The organism is Thalassotalea fusca, from assembly GCF_053485835.1.
The window spans coordinates 45,939-69,876 of record NZ_JBQRUN010000008.1; the positions used below are offsets into that span (position 1 = coordinate 45,939).

Below are 23,938 nucleotides of genomic sequence, written 5' to 3' on the forward strand. Positions count from 1 at the left end.
AATTATTTTCTCTTTACATCGATAACGTCGTCTAACTGCATAAACTTATTAATCAGACGAGTTAATTCTTCTTGATTACTAATTTCTAATGAAATCGACATATTCGTTACTTGTTTGGCGCGATCGAACTGACTTTCTAAACCAATAATTGATAAACGCTCATTCGCGATAATCGTAGATATATCACGCATTAATCCTTGGCGATCATACGCCAATATATGAAGTGTTACCTGGTAAACTTGTTTGTTGGCTTCACCCCATTGCACTTCCACTTCACGCTCGGGTTGTTGCACTAACAAATGAGAAAATTGCTCACAGTCACTGCGGTGAATTGATATGCCACGCCCTTGGGTAATAAATCCTGAAATATCGTCACCATGTACAGGAGAACAACACTTTGCCATGTGCGTCAGCAAGTTTCCGACACCAGAAACGGTAATACCATTACTGTCTACGTTAGTTTTAGACGATACACTCGCTTGGCGAACTAGCGACTGCGGATCGACTTCTTCAGGCGGATTTAGCTTTTCTACTTTCTGCTGTATGGCATTAACAACTTGCTGTAACCGTGCATTGCCAGAGCCAATCGCTGCATACAAATCATCGACTGTTTTAACATTAAAACGTTCGGCTATTTCAGACACATCGAAGCGCTCAATCCCGTGTTTTGTTAACTCATTTTCTAGCGACTCTTTTCCTGACAGAATGTGTTTATCTCTATCCTGTAACTTGAAAAAATGCTGTACTTTCGCTCTCGCTCTTGGAGTATGTATATAGTTAAGGTTAGGGTTTAACCAATCTCGACTCGGATTAGGATTCTTGCTCGTTAAGATTTCAACTTGGTCACCTGTATGCAAGCGATGTGTAAAAGGTACGATTCTTCCAAATACCTTAGCACCTATACAGCAATGTCCGACATTCGAATGAATATAGTAGGCAAAATCTAACGGAGTCGAGCCATTTGGCAGATCCATAACATCACCATTTGGCGTGAATACGTAAATACGATCTTCAAAGACTTCGCTACGTAGTTCATCTAGTAACTCACCACCTTCGCTAACATCTTCTTGCCATTGCAATATTTTTCTTAGCCAGCTGACTTTCTCATCAAATCCTGTGGTCTTTCCACTTGCGGTGCCTTCTTTGTAACGCCAATGAGCCGCAACCCCTAACTCAGCATCATCATGCATTTGTTGAGTACGAATTTGCACCTCAACTGATTTCCCTTCTGGCCCTAGAACCACAGTATGAATTGATTGATAACCATTGGGTTTTGGCGTTGCAACATAGTCGTCAAATTCATTGGGTAAATGCTTCCAATTGGTGTGTACAATCCCTAACGCAGCATAGCAATCTTGTAATTTTTCAACGACAACACGTACCGCTCTAACATCAAATAACTGATCGAAATCCAGAGATTTCTTCTGCATTTTTTTCCAAATACTGTAAATATGTTTGGGGCGTCCATACACCTCCCCTTTTACATCAGCTGATTTAAGCTCTGTCGACAGGTGCTTCACAAAATCAGCCATATACTGTTCGCGATCAAGACGCTTTTCATCAAGTAGCTTGGCGATTTGTTTATACACATCAGGATGTAAATACCTAAAGGAAATGTCTTCAAGTTCCCATTTAAGTTGACCAATTCCTAAACGGTTCGCGAGCGGCGCGTATATGTTTGCGGTTTCTTTCGCCGCTAATACTCGGGTTTCTTCATCAGCATTTTTGACGATTCTTAGATAGCAAAGACGCTCAGCAAGTTTGATCACTACCGCACGAACATCTTCCACCATCGCCAGCAGCATCTTTCGAATATTATCGATTTGGTTAGCTGCGACATTGCTGGAATGGGTTTGTTGAAGTGCCCTAATTGCATCCATCTGACCAACACTACAGCATAGTTTGAAAATGGCTTTGTTGTAGTTTTCTTCGACGTAGCTAATATCAAGTAACTGATATTCAACTAACGGGAACAAAAATGCCGCACAGAGAGAGTCTTTATCAAGATTTAACGACGCCAAAATCTCAACCATTTCAAACGACTTAACAACGCATTCATCGTTATCTTTATAGAAAGGCTTCACCTCGTTCCAAAGTGATTCAATTGCCTTAGCTTTAGCGTCTGATATGTCTAAACTAACCAACCATTTTTCAAAGTTGGTCGTTGTCATTTGATGTGATTTTCTCACTGAAACCATAATAGTTGCAATCTCCGTGAATTGAATGCGCGTAAAATAAGAAAAGAGATTAACTTAAGTGTATCGCAGCTTCACTCGATAAAACACCTTAGATTTATGCTTATGACAATCACCACATCCATATAACCAAGTCCCAAGGCGCTACCAGTTTAATACCAGCCAAATAGTGAACGAGTAACTATAATTCCATATCAGCGCTACAAATTTTGCTAATGATATGCCATGATACGGTCAATAATTTAATAATTTCTCATGGCCAACCTCACGATATATGCAAAAAATTAGCCTCAAAGATTGGGTTATACTCATTACGATATTGCCAACGGCAATTATCGGCTTGATTATCGCCGGCTATTTTTCTTACAGTCGTTATACCGAGCTTGACCAATATCTCATCGAGCGTTCGCAAAGCATTATTGAGCCCATTGCTATCGCCAGTACCGACGCCATTATCAGTAATCAACGAGAAAAATTACGTCATTTAGTTGGTTTTGCCCACAGAAGTCAATCAGCAATCATTAAGAGCATTACGGTATTTACAAAAGACAATCAAGTGTATGTAACCAGTGCGTATCATGGTGATACCAATTTAATGCGATTAAAAGCCGGGCAAATGCTACCAAATTCAACCACCGTTGAACAAGTTGATGACTACTTAATATTTCGTACACCTATTATCCACGAAGAAAGTGACCTAAGCGTTATTGGCAACGCCCCATTACCGCAAGTAAATGTGGGTTATATTGCGATGCAAATTGATAAAAAACGTGTTCAGTTTGATCAACAAAGTCAGGCACTTGTTGCTTTCACTATCGTTGTATTTGGAGTATTGATTAGCGCCATTTTTTCAATTCGATTGATAAAAAATGTTACCCGCCCAATTTCGTCAATGGTTCAAGCAGTTGATCGCATCAGAGAAGGCAAACTTGAAAGTCGTATCAGTGGGCAACTCATTGGTGAACTCAATTTTCTTAAAAACGGTGTAAACGCCATGGCGCAATCACTAGGCGATTACCACGATGAAATGCAGCGCAGCATTGATCAGGCAACAATTGACCTACGTGAAAGTTTAGAACAATTTGAAATCCAAAACGTTGAACTAGACATTGCCAAGCGCAAAGCGCAAGAAGCTAATAAAGTAAAATCAGAATTCTTAGCCAATATGAGTCATGAATTAAGGACGCCGCTCAATGGAGTTATTGGCTTCACCCGCCAAGTGCTTAAAACGCCATTGACTGATACCCAGCGAGACTACCTTCATACGATTGAACGCTCAGCCGGAAACCTACTCGCAATCATTAATGATATTCTCGATTTTTCTAAACTTGACGCCGGGAAAATGGTCATTGAAAAAATACCATTTTCACTTAGGGAGTCTGTAGAAGAAACGCTGACATTATTGGCGCCAAGCGCACATAAGAAGAACATCGAATTATCTTTACGAATAGCACAGGACTTACCTGATTCATTTATTGGTGATGCTATGCGGATTAAGCAAATCATCATAAATCTCGCAAATAATGCAATAAAATTTACTGATAAAGGCTCAGTAAATATCGATATTGAAGAAGAGCAAGTACACAATGATAAGGCGATTATTAGGGTAACCGTGCACGACACGGGCATCGGCATTAGTGAGCACCAACAAAAAACCTTATTTGAAGCGTTTGGCCAGGCAGACCGTAGTATTACTCGCTTATACGGCGGCACAGGCTTAGGCCTAGTGATATCGCAGCGGCTAGTAAAAGAAATGAACGGTGAAATAGGATTAAATAGTGAAGAGAATGCGGGTTCTATATTCTGGTTTACGTTTGAATGTGAAATTAACCCTGTCCCTGACGCCTTACCTTCAGGTCCATTAGGATTAGCGAATAAGCATGTACTTTATTATGAACAACATAGTCATAGTCGAGTTGCCTGTAGTGAAATTTTAGAAAGCTGGGGAATGAAAGTAACTCCTGTCACTAGCCTTGAGCAACTTAATCATGTTATCGCTCAAAACAAGTCATTTGAATATGCTTTGATCGGTTACGATGTTTCTCCTACATCCCTAAATCAGCTTAAAGAAATCGTTAAAAAGATTAGACGCAATATTCAATACATATACTTAGCAATTAATAGCAACTCACCAAATTTACAAGAAGCCTTGATTGCAGCTGGTGCTAAGCACTGTATGAGTAAACCACTAACCGGCGAAAAATTAGCAAAAGCGTTCCTGCCAGATCAAGCACAACTCGATGCTCAAGGCTTAAACCAATTAAACGCCAAGGTGCCAATTAAAGTATTAGCAGTTGATGATAACGATGCAAATTTGAAACTCATCAAAGCATTACTACTTGAACAAGTAGATGAAGTAATCATAGCGACCAATGGTAAAGAAGCTGTAAACCTATGTAATAGCGAACGTTTTGCGCTGATATTTATGGATATTCAAATGCCAGTGATGGATGGTATTACAGCGCTACAGCATATTAGATCACAATCTTTAAATGAAAGCGTACCTATTATCGCGGTAACCGCCCATGCGCTTACCGGAGAAAAAGATAAGTTACTTAAAGAAGGCTTTGACTCTTATATGACTAAGCCAATTGATGAAGCAATGTTACGCCATACGATTTACGAATATTGTGATATTAGTTTACTTGGCAAAGAGGCATCACACCAAACTCAAGAGTCGACTGTTGCATTAATTGGTCAAACACCTCTCACATCAGGTACCGCTGATAAGCAAGAGTCACCAGCAGAAACCGGTCAAACTAACGAACAAGCTCCGCTAATCCCGCCAACTAAGCCTAAGCCGCATGAAAATGCCCGTAACATTATTGATTGGCCACTCGCCATCACTCGTGCAGGCGGCAAAGTAGAGCTTGCTCGTGATATGCTTGTAGGGCTTGTTGACAGTCTGCCAGAAACGAAAGAAGCGCTTACCGAGGCGCTTACACAAGAAGACATTGAGAAGTTAGCGACACTGGTTCACAAGCTCAATGGTGCTTGCTGTTATTCTGGTGTGCCAAGTTTAGGAAAAGTTGTCCATCAAATTGAAACTGAAATCAAACGTGGTATGACAGTAGATGATTTAGAGCCTGAGTTTTTTGAATTATTCGAACACATCGATAACATTATAAGTTATGCGCCAGCCGTTTTTACGGAAATAGAGAAAGTAATGGCATGACGCACCTTATGCTAGCGAATTAGCATAATATAGAATAGGTAACCTAATCGCGTAATTGAATATTGGGTGAGGTATTTATGTCGCCATCTTCAGTGATAGTAGCCATTCCGGTATCACACATCAATACAGCTATGCTACGGCCATTGTCATTGCGAACAAATGACAACTCATAACCAAATTTACCAAGGCTACTGGCAGAAAACTTCTGTGCTAGTGACAATTTATTCCACCACACTGATTTTTCTGGAGCTTCCTTTCTCCTTTCAACTATCGGTTGCTTGATAGGCTGCATGACACTTCCGTCCAATGAATAAGGCGTACTACTTTTAGTATAGAAGATAAATTCACATTCAACAGGTAAATTTAACTTTGCCGATTCACTGATACGCGCCCTAGTTTCTCATTTTACAGGCTATATGATGCTAACTCTTTGATAATTGGTCTATCAATTTTTTGATAAAATGACAAAGGCCAAGGCATAATGACGTTCGTCTGAAATCGATAAATGAAACTGATTAGCGCAGAGCTGCTCTGCCCTCGCCAAAGCCTCACCAGACATCTTTAACTCAGGTTTACCATTGATATCTGAAATAATATCAAAATGTTGAAATGAAACTCCCTTTGCAATCCCAGTACCTAAGGCTTTAGAGGCGGCCTCTTTTGCCGCCCATCTTTTTGCTAAATAAGGAATTGGAAAGTTCAACTGTTCAAAGTGCTCAAGTTCCCTTGGTGTCAGTACACGCTTGGCCAACTTATCAAGAGACTTATCAGGCATTCCCTCTAAGCGGGCAATTTCAACAATATCGGTGCCTACCCCAATAACTGACATGAACTTAACCTTGTCTTGCTTCAAGCATTAGGCGCTTCATGTCTCGTACCGCCTTTTCTAGCCCGTCTATCGCTGCGCGAGCAATAATGGCATGACCAATGTTTAGTTCAATGATTTCTGGAATTGCTGCAATTGGTTTAACGTTGAAATAAGTGAGACCATGGCCTGCATTCACCTTTAGCCCTAGCGAATGCGCATATTGGATGCCATCAATCAACTTAACTAACTCCGCTTGCTGCTCCGCCTCTGACGTTGCTTCAGCATATTGACCTGTATGTATCTCTATATAGGGTGCCTTAGATGCAACTGCTGCTTCTATTTGCGCTTTGTCGGCATCTATAAACAAGCTTGTTTGTGTACCGTTTACAGAAAGGCGTTCAACAGCACTGGTAATTTTGCTAAGTTGACCCGCAACGTCTAAGCCACCTTCAGTGGTTAGCTCTTCACGCTTTTCAGGCACCAAACAAACAAATGCTGGCTTCACTTCACTGGCAATGCTTAGCATTTCTTCAGTAACAGCCATTTCTAAGTTCATACGCGTTTGAATCGTGTCTTTCATCAAATAAACATCACGGTCGGTAATGTGACGTCTGTCTTCTCGCAAATGAATAGTAATACCATCTGCACCAGCATGCTCTGCTACGGCTGCAGCATGTACAGGATCTGGATAAGTTGTTCCTCTTGCTTGTCGCAACGTTGCGATGTGATCAACGTTTACACCAAGTAAAATATCATTCATTGTTATTCTCTCTTAAATAAAGCGCGGCTGTTTAAAGGTTTGTCACCAAGCAATCCGCTAAATATTTGTCGCATTAATACCTTATAACAGGATAATACCTGCTTATCGATTAATTGTTGATTAGCTATTGCCATTAAGTGGTCACTTTTAAACGAAGGTAAATGCGGATATGCCGAAGCTGGAAAAAACCCTTGCTCAGCTAAGTAAACCCAATCTTGTTCCTGTTGAGCGAAAATTTCCGAGAAATCCAAACTCATACCCAATTCTGACAATAGTGCATTTTCAAACAGCCTTAGAGCAGGTTCAATAGATTCTCCCCGTGCTAGATGCTTTAGTGTCTCCGAATACACCATGAAGAACTCTTCACATGGCATTTGTTCTGGCAGTAAACGAACCAATAATTCATTTAGGTAGAATCCACTATACAATGCATTCCCAGATAGTTTAATCGATTTACTGGCACTTTCTAACTGTTTAATTGTCTTTAGATTAGAGTGTCCGGTGAAGCTCATTTTCAACGGATAAAAGGGCTGTAATAGCCCTTTTTTGTCACTTTTTAGAGATTTGGGTAAATAAGCCACTGCTGCAACCCGACCTTGTTCGCGCGTAAAGCAATCTACTAGCAACTTATGCTCTTGATAAGGTCGTGTATGTAAAATGAAAGCACGCTGCAATGTGGCTATCATGGTTCAGAATTTGGCTCTATTATCTTATGATCGAATGACTACCCCGAGTAATCATCACCATACCCTAAGCTGCGTAGCGCACGTTCATCATCTGCCCAACCAGATTTCACTTTAACCCAAGTTTCCAAAAAGACCTGAGCACCAAACAACTCTTCCATATCACGTCTTGCTTCTTGACCAATCGTTTTGAGTTTTTCACCCTTGTTACCGATGATCATGCGCTTTTGAGAATTGCGCTCAACCAGTACTAATGCATTAATGTGCAAAACACCATTGTGATCCACTTTGAATTGTTCAATTTCAACCGTTGTAGAATACGGTAATTCATCACCGGTAAAGCGCATGAGTTTTTCACGCATAATTTCAGACGCCATAAATCGACTTGAGCGATCAGTGATGTAATCTTCTGGAAACCAAAACTCACTTTCAGGTAGCCTAGAAAGACATAACGATTTTATTTTATCAACGTTATCCCCTTTACTGGCGGAAATAGGAATAATATCGTCAAAGTCGTGTAATGCAGACAAAGTTTGCAAGTGCGGCAACAGTGCCTCTTTATCTTGTACGTTATCAACTTTATTAATAACTAAGACACATGGGACATTGCTCTCTTTTACCCGCTGCAACACCAGTTCGTCATCTTTAGTCCAGTGTGTTCCTTCGACCAAGAATAGAATGCTCTCTACTTCAGAAATAGAGCTAGTAGCGGCGCGGTTCATCAGTCGGTTGATCGCTCGTTTCTCTTCACTATGCAAACCCGGAGTGTCTACCAGCACCGCTTGATGCTGCCCTTCCGTTAAAATGCCAAGAATACGGTGACGCGTTGTTTGTGGTTTACGCGAAGTAATACTGACTTTTTGGCCAAGTAATGCGTTTAGTAGTGTCGACTTCCCTACATTTGGTCGACCGACAATAGCCACCAAGCCACAAAATGTTTTATCTGACATAACTATTTACCCGCCGAGATGAGTTTGAGTACTTGTTTGGCCGCCGCCTGTTCAGCTTTTCTTCGGCTACTACCTTTAGTAGTCACAGCCTCATCAATAACATCAGTAGAACAGCGAACGGTAAACTCTTGATTATGGGATTGACCTTTAATATCAATAACTTCGTATTGTGGTAAAGCAATTTTACGACCTTGAAGATATTCCTGTAATCGCGTTTTTGGATCTTTTTGCTCCTGACCTGGTTTAATTTCAGCCAGTCGGTTCGCAAACCACCCCAACACTAAGTTTCTACAGGTTTCGATATCTGAGTCTAAATAAACAGCACCAATAATCGCTTCTATTGCATCTTCAAGTATAGACTCTCGGCGATGTCCGCCGCTTTTTAATTCGCCTGGGCCAAGGATCAAGTGATCGCCCAAATCAAAATTACGCGCTAATTCTGCCAGTGTTACGCCTTTGACAAGACTAGAACGCATTCGCGTTAAATCGCCTTCATTTTGCTTAGGAAATTTCTCAAATAATTCCTGGGCAATAATAAAACCTAAAATTGAATCTCCCAGAAATTCTAGTCTCTCGTTGTGAGCGCCTTTAGCACTACGATGAGTCAATGCTCGTAGTAACAGTTTTTCATTATTAAAGGTATAGCCAAGTCTTTTGCTCAATTTTGCCAGAGCAATCGGAGTATTCTTTACCATTAATTGATGCCACCTAAGCGCTCAAATCTAACGCCCGTTGGAATCCAACGTGGTAAGAAACTATCGCTAGGTCGATCAAAATCGAAGCTCATCCAAATAGCAACGGCTTCGCCTACAATATTCTCTTCAGGTACAAATCCCCAAAAACGACCATCTAGGCTATTGTCACGGTTATCACCTAAAACAAAATAATGACCCGCAGGAACAACAAATTCATCCCTTTGAGTACCCGCTTGTGGAAAATAGTGTGGCGTTCTTGGAATAACTTTATTGTTAACCAAAATTTCGTGTGTTTTTTCAGGCATTTTCGACACGTAACGTGTCAACACGCCAGTATCATCACTATAGGTGCCTTGCTCTACAAATTCCGCCTCTACTTGTTGATACTCTGGGCACTTAGTATCAGCTTCTTGGCAAGCAGGCTTAATATACAATTGCTTATTACGATAGATAACACGATCACCTGGCAAGCCAATTACGCGTTTAATATAGTCAATCTGTGGTTCACGAGGGTACTTGAATACCATTACATCACCACGTTCCGGCTGACCGTTTTCATAAAACTTGTGCCTAAATACCGGATCACGTAGACCATAGTTATATTTATTAACCAATATGAAATCGCCATCAAGCAATGTTGGCATCATTGAACCGGAAGGAATTTGAAAAGGTTCGTATAAGAACGAACGCAAAATCAACACGAACGCGATAACAGGAAAAATTTGCACTGCTGTATCAACCATTGCGGATGGTTCTGTGATTTTTTTGGCAGCTTCTTCTGTTAAACTGTCATTGCACTGTTCTTGCGCATTAGCGAGTTTTAATTGTCTTTGCGGTGCTAAATAAAACTTGTCAGCTAGCCACACAATCCCTGTGACTACTGTTATTACTACAAGTAATATTGAAAAGTATACAGCCATAATTTTCCTTTACTTATCTAACTTCAATACAGCTAAAAACGCTTCTTGTGGCACTTCAACGTTACCTAACTGCTTCATACGTTTTTTACCTTCTTTTTGCTTCTGCAACAGCTTTTTCTTACGACTAACATCACCACCATAACACTTAGCGGTTACGTTTTTACGCATTTGCTTAACCGTTGTACGGGCAATAATGTTATTGCCTATCGCAGCCTGAATTGCAATATCAAACATTTGACGGTGAATAAGCTCTTTTAATTTATCCACTAAGTCTCGACCACGAGGCACTGAGTTGGCGCGGTGAGTAATCATCGCTAAGGCGTCTACACGATCACCATTGATCATCACATCCACGCGCACCATATCTGCAGGTTGAAAACGAATAAAATGATAATCAAGCGACGCATAGCCACGACTGGTTGATTTCAATTTATCAAAAAAGTCCATTACCACCTCAGCCATAGGCAACTCGTATTTTACCGCTACCTGATTACCGTGATAGATCAAATCTTTCTGTACACCACGTTTTTCAATACACAGCGTAATAACATTTCCTAAATACTCTTGTGGTACTAAAATGTCCGCAACAACGATAGGCTCACGAATTTCGTTGATTTCATTAATTGGCGGTAGATCCGTCGGATTATCAATTGATAGTATTTCACCGTTATTTTTTTCAATCTCGTAATTTACGGTTGGCGCTGTTGTAATCAAATCGAGATCATATTCGCGCGCTAATCGCTCCTGAATGATTTCCATGTGTAACATACCAAGGAAACCAACACGGAAACCAAAACCAAGTGCCGACGAGTTTTCAGGTTCAAAAAACAACGAAGCATCGTTTAAGCTCAGTTTATTAAGCGCATCTCTAAAATTCTCATAATCATCAGAACTGATCGGGAAAATACCGGCATACACTTGCGGCTGCACTTTTTTAAATCCAGGGAGAGGCTTAGCAGCTTCTTTCTTGGCAATTGTTAGTGTATCGCCAACAGGCGCTCCGTGAATTTCTTTAATACCAGCAATAATAAAGCCCACTTCGCCAGTCTTAAGTACGCCAGTTTCAGTTTGTTTTGGTGTGAATATACCGACTTTATCGATGATATGCGTTTGACCTGTTGACATGACAACCATTTTATCGCCAGCACGTACTTCACCATTCATCACACGTACTAGTGATACAACACCTTGGTAATTGTCAAACCAAGAGTCGATAATGAGTGCTTGTAAATTGGCGTCAGGATCGCCAACTGGCGCAGGTACGTTGGCAACGATGGTTTCCAACACATCTTCAATACCAATGCCTGTTTTGGCTGAACAAGTTACTGCGCCAACAGCATCAATGCCAATAATGTCTTCAATTTCCTCACAAACACGTTCAGGATCCGCTTGAGGTAAATCAATCTTGTTAAGAATTGGTAATACTTCCAAGTCCATTTCAATCGCGGTATAGCAGTTGGCTACAGTTTGAGCTTCAACCCCTTGGCCAGCATCTACTACCAACAATGCACCTTCACACGACGCCAATGAACGTGACACTTCATACGAAAAATCTACGTGACCAGGAGTGTCGATAAAATTAAGCTGGTATGTCTCACCGTCTTTTGCCTTGTAATTTAACGTAACACTTTGTGCCTTGATGGTTATCCCACGTTCACGCTCTAAGTCCATGGAGTCCAAAACCTGCGCCTCCATTTCACGATCCGACAAACCTTCACAATGTTGGATTAAACGGTCAGAAAGAGTTGATTTACCATGATCGATATGGGCAATAATTGAAAAGTTTCGGATGTGTTTCATAAAAGAAAATTCAGTTAAATACAAAGTCAAAATACTAATGGCGAGATTTTAGCTAATTTAGCGCTCTTCGGCTATCTTTTGTTACGGATTAGCGCGGTATTTGTGTAACAGGAAGCGATTGTGGAAGGATTTTTTTAATAACAGGTTGCAAAGACTTAACAACATTTGGTTGATTCTGGCGATATTTGGCCAATTTGTAGCCGGCAAAGCCGCCCACAAATCCAAATAGCACAGCCCAAATTTCATGGGAAAGCACTTGATGTTCAACTAGCATTTGAGCCAACCACGCAAATGTCATTAGCCCGATGAGGGGTAAAATATATACTTGAAATGCCGTACTTAAGAGTGGCGACTCTGGAATGGCTAACACTACCTTATCACCAACTTTAAGCGGCAGGTCAGAGGTGATTTGCACGGTGAGTTTTTTTTGTGGAAATGCCTTAGAAACTTGCCCTGTACCACAATTATCAACTTGTTGGCAGCCAGAACACCCCGTTTTGAGATCACTCGATACGGTTACTAGATTATTTTCAATTGCAACTACGGTAGCTTGCTCTTCAACCATGACTAACGTCCGTTGCCTAAAGCTACCGAGTCAGCAATCCGCTTTGCCGTTCCGGAAGGTATTTTGCCAACCACGCTCACTTCCATACCATTGACCACTTGATTGAGGGCCACAGTTGCCCCATCAAAAACAAAATCGGTTGCACGCTGTGATTCTCTGCTCGGGTTAACATAAACCGAAATATCAACTAAACCATCACTAAACAGTATAAATTCAACCGCTTGTTTTGTAGCACTTAAGCGATGTCGATTGGTGTTAACCGATTTAAACCCATCAGGCAGCCAGTTGACTTCCCAAGACAGTGCTTGTTGCTGATAACCTTCGGGAATTTCTAATACGCGCGGCAATTCCGTAGATTCTAGTTGTGAGATACTCTCTGATGGTTTGTCCGCAATTTCTAAATGTGTAAATTGGATTTGCTCCAATAGCTGACCTTGCTTGGTCGCGATGACGAGCTTCAATAACATGCCTGTTTTGGAATCTAGCCACAACCAATGGCCAAACCTGTGATTATCTTTAGGTACGATTCGCACCAATTGTGCACCTCGCCCCAAGACGCGACTCTTGCCAATTGAAACAAAATCATAAGTCGCAGCGATCTCATTTACATCGCCGCTAAGGACATTTGGGATAGGTCCTTTAAGTTCTGTTGATAATACAGAATATGGTGGTAATTCAGGCTCTATATAGCTAATCACATTATCTTTACGCAAGACATCACGCCGAGGTCCATTGAGCAATGAAAGAATCTCTAGTTCAACCCCTTGCTCATTAACCCCATGAAACCAATGATAAGGCTCTGCCTGATTGTTTTTCACAACGACAAAAGATGTACTGAAATTTAGTGATTTAAGAGACTTAGATAAGCGACTGAGCCAAGATTCAGCCGATAATTGTTCATCGGATGTTGCCAGTACCAAAGGCGATACTAGCAACAAAAGTAAAATTATAATTCTCATTGAGGCGTGTCTAATGCCTCTTGTTCTTTAGCATCATCGGCATGACTTTTTTCATTCATTGAAGAGAATTTCACTTGCTGTTTGTGATCTTGAAGTAAGGCTTGAAACTTACGTTGCTGCTCAACCATCACCTGCTGTTGTGACTTACGATCAGGTTGCTGATAATTTAAACTGACAGGTTGTGCAGTACCGATTAGCGGACGAGTTTGCATGATCTGACTTGGTGAAGTCACATCATTTTGCGCCACATTTTGCTGTACACCCAGTACCATCAACCCCGCAGCAGAGGCAGCAATTGCTACTTGCCCCATAGGTTTAACAAAAGAGATAACTTTTGCTTTAACTTGCTGTGAAATACCTGGCTTGTGAACAGGAGCTAAAACAGTCGGCTCGTCAGCAATCGCGTCAGCAATTCGCATTGATAGCTCTGTGTCTATAGTCGAGGGCACGTCATCACGCATCACATCACCAATCAAGTGATAGCGTGACCATTGCTCGCTTTGTTCTTGGTCATCAACAATTTCTTTGATAGCGGAATCATTTAGCTGATAATTATCAGCCAACGAAGAAATTGTTTCGAACTTATCTTCACTCATAAATACACCTATTACACAATATTAGCGCAAATGTCATCTTTTACATCATTAAATTAAGGACATAACTCAACTAGCGTTGGAGTAACGGCTTAATTTTTTTATCCACGGCATCTCTTGCTCTAAAAATTCTCGAGCGAACTGTTCCCACCGGGCACTCCATGATGGCAGCTATTTCTTCATAGCTTAACCCTTCCAATTCCCTAAGATTTATTGCTGTTCTTAAATCATCAGGCAATTGTTCAATCGTGTTAAAGACAACTTTTTTTATTTCTTTCGTTAATAATAATTTTTCAGGTGACGCGTTTTCGCGTAAAGCGTCTCCTGCATCGTAAATCTCGGCATCTTCAATTTCTACATCAGATCCCGGTGGTTTTCTTCCGCTAGCGACCATATGGTTTTTAGCACAGTTCACCGCAATCCGATAAAGCCATGTATAAAATGCACTGTCACCCCGAAAGTTAGGCAACGCACGATATGCTTTGATAAAGGCTTCTTGCACTATATCTGGCACATCGCTTTGATTTTTTACATAACGAGATACTAAATTGGACACTTTATGCTGATATTTAGTAACAAGTAGGTTAAAAGCATTTTTATCACCACCTTGTACTTTTTCTACCAACAATTGGTCTACGTTCTGTTCGCTCATCCGAGCCATTTCTCCTAATTACTGCTTAACTTTTTACAACTGGCTCAAAGCAAACGCACAAGTATGACTAGACTTGTATCAAAAAGTTCTAAAAAAATGCAAAAAAATTTAAAATTGATTGGACAATCTCGTTTTTTGGGCTATTTCAAAGGCCGAATAAACGTTAGAATCCATTTCCATATAGAGTACCTCAAAACTAGACATTTATGAATCAACAACACAACTGTGATGTATTAATTATTGGTAGCGGCGCGGCTGGTCTATCACTGGCTTTGCATTTGGCGAAGAACGCCGATGTCGTTATTTTGTCAAAAAGCCACATCACAGAGGGTTCTACCTACTACGCACAAGGTGGTGTCGCTGCAGTTTTTGATGAAGGCGACAGTATCGATGCACACGTACAGGATACATTAATCGCTGGTGCTGGTTTGTGCGAAGAGGACGTTGTTCAATACACGGCTGAAAATGCCCGTTCATGTATGGAATGGTTAATTTCGCAAGGGGTTGATTTCGATCAGGAAGAATCGAACTCTGGCAATAAGAAGTACCACTTAACACGTGAAGGCGGTCACAGCCATCGCCGAATTTTGCATGCTGCAGATGCTACGGGCAAAGCAATTCAAACCACGCTTGTTGATAGAGTAAAAGAACATAGCCGTATACGCATGTTCGAACGCTATAACGCAATTGACCTTATCACTAAGAAAAACAAGTATGGAAAGGCTTGTGTTGGCGCATATATTTGGAACCGAAATAGCGAGAAAGTGGAGCGCATATTTGCACAAAAAACAATTTTAGCCACAGGTGGTGCTAGCAAAGTTTACCAATATACTTCAAACCCTGATGTTGCCAGTGGTGACGGTGTTGCCATGGCATGGCGTGCTGGCTGTCGCGTCGCCAATATGGAATTTAATCAGTTTCATCCGACTTGTTTGTTTCATCCTGATGCTGGCACATTTTTGTTGACTGAAGCGTTGAGAGGTGAAGGTGCAAAATTGCGTAGGCCTGACGGTTCTAGATTTATGCCGGATTTTGATGAGCGTGCGGAATTGGCTCCTCGTGACATTGTCGCTCGTGCGATAGATTACGAAATGAAGCGATTAGGTGCAGACTGCATGTACTTAGATATTAGCCACAAACCTGCAGAGTTCATAAGGCAGCACTTTCCTACCATTTATGAACGCTGTATGAGTTTGGGGATTGATATTACCAAGCAGCCAATGCCAATTGTTCCGGCAGCTCATTACACTTGTGGTGGCGTTATGGTGAATAAGCAAGGTAAGACTGACCTTGGCAATTTGTACGCCATTGGAGAGGTTGCATATACAGGTTTACATGGTGCAAACCGTATGGCGAGTAACTCTTTGTTAGAGTGTGTTGTATACGCGCGCGCAGCAGCACAAGATATAGAAGAAAAACTAGTGCCCAACGCGAAAATCATCGATTTACCTGAATGGGATGAAAGTCGCGTAACGGATTCTGATGAAGAAGTTGTTATTCAGCATAACTGGCACGAACTTCGACTATTCATGTGGGACTTCGTTGGAATTGTTAGAACAACCAAACGCTTAGAACGTGCTCTGCATCGAGTAGAATTGCTACAACGTGAAATTGATGAGTATTACCGAAACTTTAGGGTGAGTAATAACTTATTAGAGCTAAGAAACTTAGTGCAGGTAGCAGAATTAATCATAAAGAGTGCATTGTCTAGAAAAGAAAGTCGTGGTCTTCACTATACGTTAGACTATCCAGAAACAAACGACACAGCTAATATCACAATACTTACGCCTAGCGATACAAAACACTAATATAGTTAACAATGGAGTATACTATGTTGCTTCAGACGCACGTCCATGTTTTTGCAGATAATAAATGGTTCTTTTTAAACGAGACAATGTCTGCGGGCAAACACTGTCGTTATAAATAAACATTGAAGACGAACTTGAATATTTTGCTGTTACTTCAAAGACTAACAAGCAACCGAACCACCCCACTCTTGAGCACGCACTTAACTGATAAAGCTGATTATCGGCAGTGTGCATCAGACCAAAGCGATCTAATTCAAAGTTTTGGCAATAGTGCTGAGGTGGTAGAAATTTGGCAATGAGAAAATGAGTGGGTATGGTTGCAATTAGTGCCAAGATATAACTATATGGCAACGCTTGATTGTACTTAAGAATGACTATAATCACTGCTGCAAGAATCAGCGATAACTCGAATGCGACGAGCTTTCGTTGCAAATTCGAAAGCTCGATTATAACGCTATACTTTGACTCGATTGAGAATAAATTGCACCATTCTGTTAAGTTCTTTGTCTTCACACTCTTCATGTCCCATAAACCAAGCGAAAAGTTCTGGGTCTTGGCACGTAAGTAACCGTTCAAATAACACTTGATCATCATGAGTTAAATCATCATATGCCTCATCAACAAATGGCATAAACAATACATCAAGCTCTAGCATTCCTCGTCTGCAAGCCCATTTTAAACGTGCTTTATTCGTTATTTGCGTCATATATCACCAAGATTTTTTGAAAACTGCCGTATTCTACAAACTGAATCATAGAATAGCCATGCAAAATTAGCTTAAAACCCAAATCCCTTTAGCAACAGCAGATAACTGTAGCTAAACGTGCTGTTTTTGCCAGAAAAAATAAAAAACTCAGAAAAGTTACATCTTAAGAAAAACCTTGAAATTACAAAATCAGCCCTTATAAACATAACCATCTTTCACTTACTTTGATCACGTTTTTATGCTGGTTGACCAATTACCTAAACATGACAATTTAGCTGACGCATACGCTATTCCCCTCACGCATTTTGATATCATTACGCTTGCAGGTGAAGAAAATATCAAATACTTACAAGGGCAAGTTACTTGTGATGTGGCGAGTTTGGCGGATAAGCACCTCCTAAACGGTGCACATTGCAATGCCAAAGGCAAAGTTCATTCTACCTTCCGATTATTTGAAAAGAACAACGCATTATGTCTAGTGCAATCAAGCGCAGCTACTGAAGCATCTTTCGCAGAACTTAAAAAGTTTGGCGTGTTCTCGAAAGTAAATATTGAATTAGCGAAAAGTTATGTACTTTATGGATTTGGCGGCAATGCGATAGAGCAAGTTTTAAGTAAACATTTTGCACGACTTCCAGACGCACTGACCCCAGTAGTACATGATGAAGATACAAGCATACTTTATTTGCCGGGACATTCATCACGCTACATTGTCGTGTCCACCAATTCTCAAGAGCTTAGTGTCCTAAATGAAGATTCATTGACGCAATATCCAGCCGACGTTTGGCGTTTATTGGAAATTCTTAATGGTATTCCTGCATTGCAAACCTCAAGCATTGGTGAATATGTGCCACAAATGCTGAATGTACAGGCGATAAACGGCATAAGTTTTACTAAAGGCTGTTATCTAGGGCAAGAAACTGTCGCGCGCATGCAGTATTTGGGTAAAAACAAACGCGCCTTATTTTGCTTAAAAGGGCAAAGCGATGAGCAACTTTCATCAATTAGTGCCGTAGAAAAGCAACTTGGGGAGAATTGGCGTAAAGCCGGTGATATAATATGTCATTACCAATCAGCATCTGGTGATTTATATGTTCAGGCAGTACTTGCCAACGATATTGATAGCACCACAGCATTGCGGGTTAAAGAACACGAGTCGGCGTCGTTATCAATCGTTGACCTACCATACAGTATAAGTACTCAAGAGTAGTACCCTAGGATATTAAATGAAAATTTCTGCAAATAAAGTTGTAGTTTTACACTACGCCGTATCAGATAGCGAAGGCACATTGATCGACAGTTCATATGATCACAAGCCATTAGCCGTGATTCATGGTACTGGATACCTAATTCCAGGCCTTGAAAACGCATTGGCAGATCGCCAAGCTGGCGATAAGTTTGAAGTCGATGTAAAAGCAGAAGATGCCTACGGTGAACGTCAGGAAGGTTTTATCCAAAGTCTACCTAAAGAAATGTTTGCAGGCATTGAAGACCTTGAGGTTGGCTCTCAACTAAGAGCGTCTACTGATGACGGAGAGCAGACTGTTATCGTAATTGATATCAGCGACGATGAAATCACAGTAGATGGCAATCACCCTCTGGCAGGCATCGACTTAAACTTTGATGTTGAAATTATCGAAGTGAGAGATGCCACAGAAGAAGAATTGGCACATGGCCATGTACATGGCGAAGGCGGCTGTGGCCACGATCACTAATTTTTAGCAATGTGAGTGATATAAACAGCTGAATAATCAAGGGAAGGCATTATGCCTTCCTTTTTTATACCCAAATTAAATAGCGCAGGCCTATTAGGCTATTGCAGCATTAACTTTTGCCAATACCTGTTGGAATCGGTGCAATTCTAACTGCGCAAACCCTCGCATTTTCTTCGCTTTAATTTTAGTAAACAAAGGTGCAGTGAGACCTGTTAAAAATTTGGCAAACAAAGTATGAGACGCGTTTAGTTCTGACGCTTGCTCGACAGCCTGTTTAAACTCCTGATAGATTTCGGCCAATTCCAAATCGGCAATATCAACATTCATATTCGTCTGGGTAAGTAATACCCTACCATTTCGACAAGCAGAACAATGACCACAATGCGCCGGTGCATTATCATCATCAAAATAACCACACAAGGCTGCGGTCAAACATGAGTCATTACCTAAAAATGAAATCATTTCGTTGATTCTGTTTATTTCCGCTTGCTCTTTGTGGGCAAAGTAGTCTGCAAGCTCTGTTACCAGCCCATGCTGGCTAAGTAAATCAGTGTTTACGCGATAAACTTCTGTGCTGCCTTTCGCACTCAACTCAATTAACCCTTGATTATCAAGATATTCTAGCGCAGCAATGGCTCTTTCACGTTCTGAAAACTGTACTTGGGTATTAGCACCTAAAGGTGGCTCACACCATACTTTTTTGCAAACAGACTGCTCAAATAGCATTGTTAGAAAGTGTTGACGCTCTTGATTAAAACGCTGAAGAATCTCTGACTTGTCTTCTAAGAATTTGTAACGATATTCTGCAAAGTAACTATACATGGGTTCAACAACACCATGTAATTCTAATGCAACCAGTAAAGTCTTAAGCGGCAATTGTCTAATGTTAGACAGCGTACTTAATGCCATTCCTTGGTATTCCCACTGTCCATTGCACGTGTTGGCAACTATATGCTCTAACGCCAACTTAATGCTTTGTGGCTCAGGTGTGTCACCATAAATGAAATTTTCTAGTGTTGATACGCCTGAAAGATCTCCAAGAACAACGCATCTCGATGCTCCGCCGTTACGCCCTGCACGGCCAATTTCCTGACTATAATTTTCGATCGATTTAGGCAGGTCATAATGAATAACTTGGCTGATATTAGATTTGTCTATTCCCATGCCAAAGGCAATTGTTGCGACCACCACGCTCAATTCATCGTTCATAAATCGAGATTGCACTAACTGGCGATAATCACTCGCTAAACCAGCATGGTATGCAGCTGCTTTAACGCCAGCATTTATAAGAGCTTGCGCGACATGTTCAGCAGACTGTTGCAGCGTAACATAAACAATAGTGGGACAAGCATTACTATGGACAATTTCAATAAGACGTTGCTGTTTGCTTTCAGATTCTACAGCCTCAACAGCAATATCTAGATTTGAGCGATAAAAGCCTGTTTGTACTACATGCTTATCTTGAATGTTAAATTTTTCCTGGACATCCTTTTTAACTTTCACTGGCGCAGTAGCGGTCAGTAGTAGCGCTTGAGGAATATTAAGCGCTTTCATGTAATGTGGTAACTTAAGGTAATCAGGCCGAAAATTATGACCCCACTCTGAAATACAATGCGCTTCGTCTACTACCAGCAGCGAAATGGCAACATGCTCAATGAACTGTCTGAATCGTTCGTTTTTAAAACGTTCGACTGAAATCATCAGAATTTTGAGCCGCCCGCTACGTACATCTTCCATCACTTGTGCATACGCTTCTCTCGACAGGCTCGAGTCTAAACTCGCTGCGGGAATTCCCTTTTCATGCAAAAACGATAACTGATCGTGCATTAGCGAAAGTAGCGGCGACACCACTAATGTTAAGTGAGGTAAATTTAATGCACTCAATTGATAACATAACGACTTTCCAGAGCCCGTCGGGAAAATAGCTAATGCTGAATGTCCAGCAAGAATATATTCTATGGTTTCCTGCTGACCTGTTCTAAATTTCGGATAACCAAAATACTGTTGTAACTGCACTGTTAAATTCATTTATCAAATATCCTAGTTACTCATTTGCTAACGTATCAGTCTGATAAAACTGCACATCGAGGCGCTGACAGTACGCGACGAGATTATCAAAGGTTCTTGCGCTTTGGTTAAATTCGTTATCAATATCCGAAATAATAAATTGCGCAAGTGTTGAGTAGGCTATCGCATCAAAACTCGACAGCTTATCACCAAAAAAATAAGTGCTATTTCCTAATAGTGTCGACAGGCTGCTAAAATAACTCGAGGTTAAACTTAAGATTTCGTCTTCTGAATGTCTGCCTGTCCCCTGTGCAATAAGATTCTTTTTCACCCCTCTTTGCAACATGGCAGGTACAAACCATTTTAAAGGAATGGGCAGAGCGCCAAAGAAAGTGTTTTTAATAAGAGGCCAAGTGCTTGGATGCACCCATCTAGAATAAACTAAACACCAATATAATCCTTCATCAATAGCTTTCGTAAAAAGCTGCGCTTGCGCTTTTTGCTCTTGGGTTAAGTGCTCATCAAGCGTCAACTGATATTTGTCAGTTAAGTATTCTAGAATGAAGTGAGAGTCACCAATCGTTAAATTGCCATCGGTGATATACGGCAACTTATTTTTAGGCGCCGTTTTTAAATGGTTAACGTTAGCATCTGAAACAAACGGTAATTCGTTCATACGCATAAATAAGTCCACTTTCACTACAAATGGACTTGGATCTATCAAGCCAAATCCTTGGCCAAAGCTATGCAATTTAATCATACTCAAGATTTTTCCCTGTCTAAATTTGAAGTGTTGAGTATAACCAAACAAAAAACACTGTCAATTTTTACAGTATTTTAAATTGAAATATCGGACTGTCACTTAAGTGCTGCGACAACAGAGATTTCGACCAGCAAAACATCTCTAGCCATTGCTGCTTGTACGCATGCTCTAGCTGGCGCATGGCCTTCAGGTACCCATGCATCCCAAACATCATTCATTTTGGCAAAATCAGCCATGGTTTTGAGATAAATGGTGGCAGAAAGCATATGTTCTTTTGAACTACCGGCCTGCTCCAATAACGACTCTACTTTTGCTAGCATGGTTTGCGTCTGACCTGTAATATCATCAATCGCATCCTCGCATACTTGCCCACAGAGATAAACTGTACCGTTATGCTTAACGATTTTGCTCATTCTAGCTTTAGTTTCTATCCGTTCAATCATTATTCTTTTTCCTTACAATACGAAAGAAAAAGCCCCTTTACCTCACGGTAAAGGGGCTTTCTAATTTAGAAAGGGTTATTCCCATTCAATGGTAGCAGGAGGCTTACCAGAAATATCGTAAACCACACGTGAAATACCGTCGATTTCATTGATGATACGGTTTGAAACCAATCCTAGGAAATCATAAGGTAAATGTGCCCAATGTGCGGTCATGAAATCGATAGTTTCAACTGCACGTAAGCTAACCACCCAATCGTATTTACGTCCATCGCCCATCACGCCTACAGAGCGAACAGGTAAGAATACCGTAAATGCCTGACTCACTTTGTGATATAAGTCAGCTTTATGCAGTTCTTCAATAAAGATAGCGTCTGCGCGACGAAGTAAATCACAGTATTCTTTTTTCACTTCACCTAGTACACGTACACCTAAACCTGGCCCTGGGAACGGGTGGCGATATAACATGTCGTAAGGTAAGCCTAGCTCAAGACCAATTTTGCGCACTTCATCTTTAAAAAGTTCACGCAATGGTTCTACAAGACCCAATTCCATATCTTCTGGCAAACCACCTACATTGTGGTGAGATTTGATGACATGTGCTTTACCTGTTTTAGATGCTGCTGATTCAATTACATCAGGATAAATAGTGCCTTGTGCCAACCATTTAGCATTTTTCAATTTGCTCGCTTCTTCATCGAAGACTTCAACAAACACGTTACCAATGATCTTGCGTTTAGCTTCAGGCTCATCGACACCTGCCAGACGATCGAGGAAACGATCTTCTGCGCTTACATGAATAATGTTTAAACCAAAATGGTCGCCAAACATTTCCATAACCTGCTGGCCTTCGTTCAAACGTAATAAGCCATTGTCAACAAAAACACAGGTCAACTTGTCGCCAATTGCGCGGTGTAATAGCATCGCTACAACAGATGAATCAACACCACCAGATAAGCCTAATACTACCTCGTCATCGCCAACTTGCGCCTTCATTTTGGCGATCGCATCTTCAATAATTGACGCAGATGTCCAAAGCTTCTCACATTGACAAATATCAACAACAAAGTGTTCTAGAATACGCATACCTTGTTTAGTATGCGTAACTTCTGGGTGAAATTGCACACCATAGAAATTCTTTTCTTCGTTTGCCATTGCCGCATATTTACAGCTTGATGTTTGCGCAACAGTAACAAAACCTTCAGGAATTTCTGACACTTTATCGCCATGACTCATCCATACGTCTAACAGTGGGTTACCGTTAGTACCTAAATGATCTTCAATGTTCTTGAATAATGGAGACTGAGAAACCACTTCAACTGCTGCGTAACCAAATTCTTTGTGATCAGAACATTCAACACCACCGCCTAACTGCTCGGCCATGGTTTGCATGCCGTAACAGATACCTAGTACAGGTACATTGGCATTAAAAACATACTCTGGCGCACGAGGTGAATTTTCTTCAGTAACACTTTCTGGACCACCCGCAAGAATAATACCTGTTGGGTTAAACTCTTTAATTTGTTCTTCAGTTACATCCCACGCCCATAATTCACAATAAACGCCAATTTCTCGAACACGACGAGCAATTAACTGTGTATATTGCGAACCAAAATCTAATATGAGTATTCGGGAATCATGGATATCTTTGCTCATAGCAAACCCTATGTAATGTTAAAAAACAGCAGGCTGATTATCTTAATCAGCCTGCTCGTTATGTTTAATAGCTAAGTTACCTATATAG

23 protein-coding genes are annotated in these 23,938 nt (G+C 40.9%); 4 read left to right on the forward strand and 19 right to left on the reverse strand.

The genetic code is table 11. The features are described 5' to 3' along the window. Positions 1 to 2: 2 nt before the first annotated feature. Positions 3 to 2,198, reverse strand: a complete 2,196-nt coding sequence (gene relA / locus ACSLUK_RS11470) for a GTP diphosphokinase (RefSeq protein ID WP_448548788.1) — start codon at positions 2,196 to 2,198, stop codon at positions 3 to 5. Between the two features lie 271 nt (positions 2,199 to 2,469). On the opposite strand from relA, the gene barA reads away from it, so the two are divergent. Next, entirely contained in the window at positions 2,470 to 5,370 is a 2,901-nt protein-coding gene (gene barA / locus ACSLUK_RS11475; protein WP_448548790.1) for a two-component sensor histidine kinase BarA, read from the forward strand. Positions 5,371 to 5,413: 43 nt separating this feature from the next. Here the strand turns inward: barA and ACSLUK_RS11480 are convergent, their stop codons facing one another. The 12 genes from ACSLUK_RS11480 to rpoE all read right to left on the reverse strand — a co-directional run bounded on the left by ACSLUK_RS11480 (position 5,414) and on the right by rpoE (position 14,755). Next, positions 5,414 to 5,662 (reverse strand): hypothetical protein, encoded by a 249-nt coding sequence (locus ACSLUK_RS11480; RefSeq protein ID WP_448548792.1) that lies wholly within the window; start codon positions 5,660 to 5,662, stop codon positions 5,414 to 5,416. 153 nt (positions 5,663 to 5,815) lie between these two features. Continuing rightward, positions 5,816 to 6,199, reverse strand: a complete 384-nt coding sequence (gene acpS, locus ACSLUK_RS11485) for a holo-ACP synthase (protein ID WP_448548794.1) — start codon at positions 6,197 to 6,199, stop codon at positions 5,816 to 5,818. Between the two features lie 4 nt (positions 6,200 to 6,203). After that, a complete protein-coding gene (gene pdxJ / locus ACSLUK_RS11490) occupies positions 6,204 to 6,938 on the reverse strand; it encodes a pyridoxine 5'-phosphate synthase (protein ID WP_448548795.1) in 735 nt (244 codons plus the stop codon). Between the two features lie 2 nt (positions 6,939 to 6,940). Further along, positions 6,941 to 7,624 carry a DNA repair protein RecO gene (recO, locus tag ACSLUK_RS11495; protein WP_448548796.1) on the reverse strand — a complete coding sequence of 228 codons (684 nt, stop codon included), beginning with the start codon at positions 7,622 to 7,624 and terminating at the stop codon, positions 6,941 to 6,943. A gap of 38 nt (positions 7,625 to 7,662) precedes the next feature. Then, complete coding sequence (era, locus tag ACSLUK_RS11500) at positions 7,663 to 8,571, reverse strand: GTPase Era (RefSeq protein WP_448548797.1); 909 nt, start codon at positions 8,569 to 8,571, stop codon at positions 7,663 to 7,665. Between the two features lie 2 nt (positions 8,572 to 8,573). Beyond that, complete coding sequence (gene rnc, locus ACSLUK_RS11505; protein WP_448548798.1) at positions 8,574 to 9,266, reverse strand: ribonuclease III; 693 nt, start codon at positions 9,264 to 9,266, stop codon at positions 8,574 to 8,576. After that, entirely contained in the window at positions 9,266 to 10,186 is a 921-nt protein-coding gene (lepB, locus tag ACSLUK_RS11510) for a signal peptidase I (protein WP_448548799.1), read from the reverse strand. Before lepB ends, rnc begins: the two co-directional genes overlap by 1 nt. 9 nt (positions 10,187 to 10,195) lie before the next feature. Continuing rightward, positions 10,196 to 11,986, reverse strand: coding sequence for a translation elongation factor 4 (lepA, locus tag ACSLUK_RS11515; protein ID WP_448548800.1), 1,791 nt, complete (start codon positions 11,984 to 11,986; stop codon positions 10,196 to 10,198). An 88-nt stretch (positions 11,987 to 12,074) separates the two neighbouring features. After that, entirely contained in the window at positions 12,075 to 12,551 is a 477-nt protein-coding gene (locus tag ACSLUK_RS11520) for a SoxR reducing system RseC family protein (RefSeq protein WP_448548801.1), read from the reverse strand. 2 nt (positions 12,552 to 12,553) lie between these two features. After that, positions 12,554 to 13,510 carry a MucB/RseB family sigma factor regulatory protein gene (locus ACSLUK_RS11525; RefSeq protein WP_448548802.1) on the reverse strand — a complete coding sequence of 319 codons (957 nt, stop codon included), beginning with the start codon at positions 13,508 to 13,510 and terminating at the stop codon, positions 12,554 to 12,556. Beyond that, positions 13,507 to 14,106, reverse strand: a complete 600-nt coding sequence (locus tag ACSLUK_RS11530; RefSeq protein ID WP_448548803.1) for a sigma-E factor negative regulatory protein — start codon at positions 14,104 to 14,106, stop codon at positions 13,507 to 13,509. Before ACSLUK_RS11530 ends, ACSLUK_RS11525 begins: the two co-directional genes overlap by 4 nt. A 70-nt stretch (positions 14,107 to 14,176) precedes the next feature. After that, on the reverse strand, positions 14,177 to 14,755 hold the full coding sequence (gene rpoE, locus ACSLUK_RS11535; protein ID WP_448548804.1) for an RNA polymerase sigma factor RpoE: 579 nt from the start codon (positions 14,753 to 14,755) through the stop codon (positions 14,177 to 14,179). Between the two features lie 206 nt (positions 14,756 to 14,961). Between rpoE and nadB the strand changes: the two genes are divergently transcribed. Then, positions 14,962 to 16,563 (forward strand): L-aspartate oxidase, encoded by a 1,602-nt coding sequence (gene nadB, locus ACSLUK_RS11540; RefSeq protein WP_448548805.1) that lies wholly within the window; start codon positions 14,962 to 14,964, stop codon positions 16,561 to 16,563. Between the two features lie 21 nt (positions 16,564 to 16,584). Here nadB and ACSLUK_RS11545 read toward each other — a convergent pair whose 3' ends face one another. Together ACSLUK_RS11545 and ACSLUK_RS11550 are read right to left on the reverse strand one after the other, a co-directional pair. Next, positions 16,585 to 16,995 (reverse strand): hypothetical protein, encoded by a 411-nt coding sequence (locus ACSLUK_RS11545; RefSeq protein WP_448548806.1) that lies wholly within the window; start codon positions 16,993 to 16,995, stop codon positions 16,585 to 16,587. A 22-nt stretch (positions 16,996 to 17,017) separates the two neighbouring features. After that, positions 17,018 to 17,269 (reverse strand): FAD assembly factor SdhE, encoded by a 252-nt coding sequence (locus tag ACSLUK_RS11550; protein ID WP_448548807.1) that lies wholly within the window; start codon positions 17,267 to 17,269, stop codon positions 17,018 to 17,020. Between the two features lie 238 nt (positions 17,270 to 17,507). Between ACSLUK_RS11550 and ygfZ the strand changes: the two genes are divergently transcribed. Continuing rightward, positions 17,508 to 18,479 carry a tRNA-modifying protein YgfZ gene (gene ygfZ / locus ACSLUK_RS11555; protein WP_448548808.1) on the forward strand — a complete coding sequence of 324 codons (972 nt, stop codon included), beginning with the start codon at positions 17,508 to 17,510 and terminating at the stop codon, positions 18,477 to 18,479. 16 nt (positions 18,480 to 18,495) lie between these two features. Beyond that, positions 18,496 to 18,984, forward strand: a complete 489-nt coding sequence (locus ACSLUK_RS11560) for an FKBP-type peptidyl-prolyl cis-trans isomerase (protein ID WP_448548809.1) — start codon at positions 18,496 to 18,498, stop codon at positions 18,982 to 18,984. A gap of 93 nt (positions 18,985 to 19,077) precedes the next feature. On the opposite strand, the gene ACSLUK_RS11565 is transcribed toward ACSLUK_RS11560, so the two are convergent. The 4 genes from ACSLUK_RS11565 to guaA form a co-directional block, all read right to left on the reverse strand. Then, positions 19,078 to 21,012: a RecQ family ATP-dependent DNA helicase gene (locus tag ACSLUK_RS11565; RefSeq protein WP_448548810.1), complete on the reverse strand. Its 1,935-nt coding sequence runs from the start codon at positions 21,010 to 21,012 to the stop codon at positions 19,078 to 19,080. A gap of 16 nt (positions 21,013 to 21,028) precedes the next feature. Next, the gene (locus ACSLUK_RS11570) at positions 21,029 to 21,751 is read right to left on the reverse strand and encodes a glutathione S-transferase family protein (protein ID WP_448548966.1); all 723 of its coding nucleotides are present in this window, start codon (positions 21,749 to 21,751) and stop codon (positions 21,029 to 21,031) included. A 98-nt stretch (positions 21,752 to 21,849) separates the two neighbouring features. Then, positions 21,850 to 22,197, reverse strand: coding sequence for a RidA family protein (locus tag ACSLUK_RS11575; RefSeq protein ID WP_448548811.1), 348 nt, complete (start codon positions 22,195 to 22,197; stop codon positions 21,850 to 21,852). Between the two features lie 75 nt (positions 22,198 to 22,272). Beyond that, positions 22,273 to 23,850 carry a glutamine-hydrolyzing GMP synthase gene (gene guaA / locus ACSLUK_RS11580; protein WP_448548812.1) on the reverse strand — a complete coding sequence of 526 codons (1,578 nt, stop codon included), beginning with the start codon at positions 23,848 to 23,850 and terminating at the stop codon, positions 22,273 to 22,275. Positions 23,851 to 23,938: the final 88 nt, after the last annotated feature.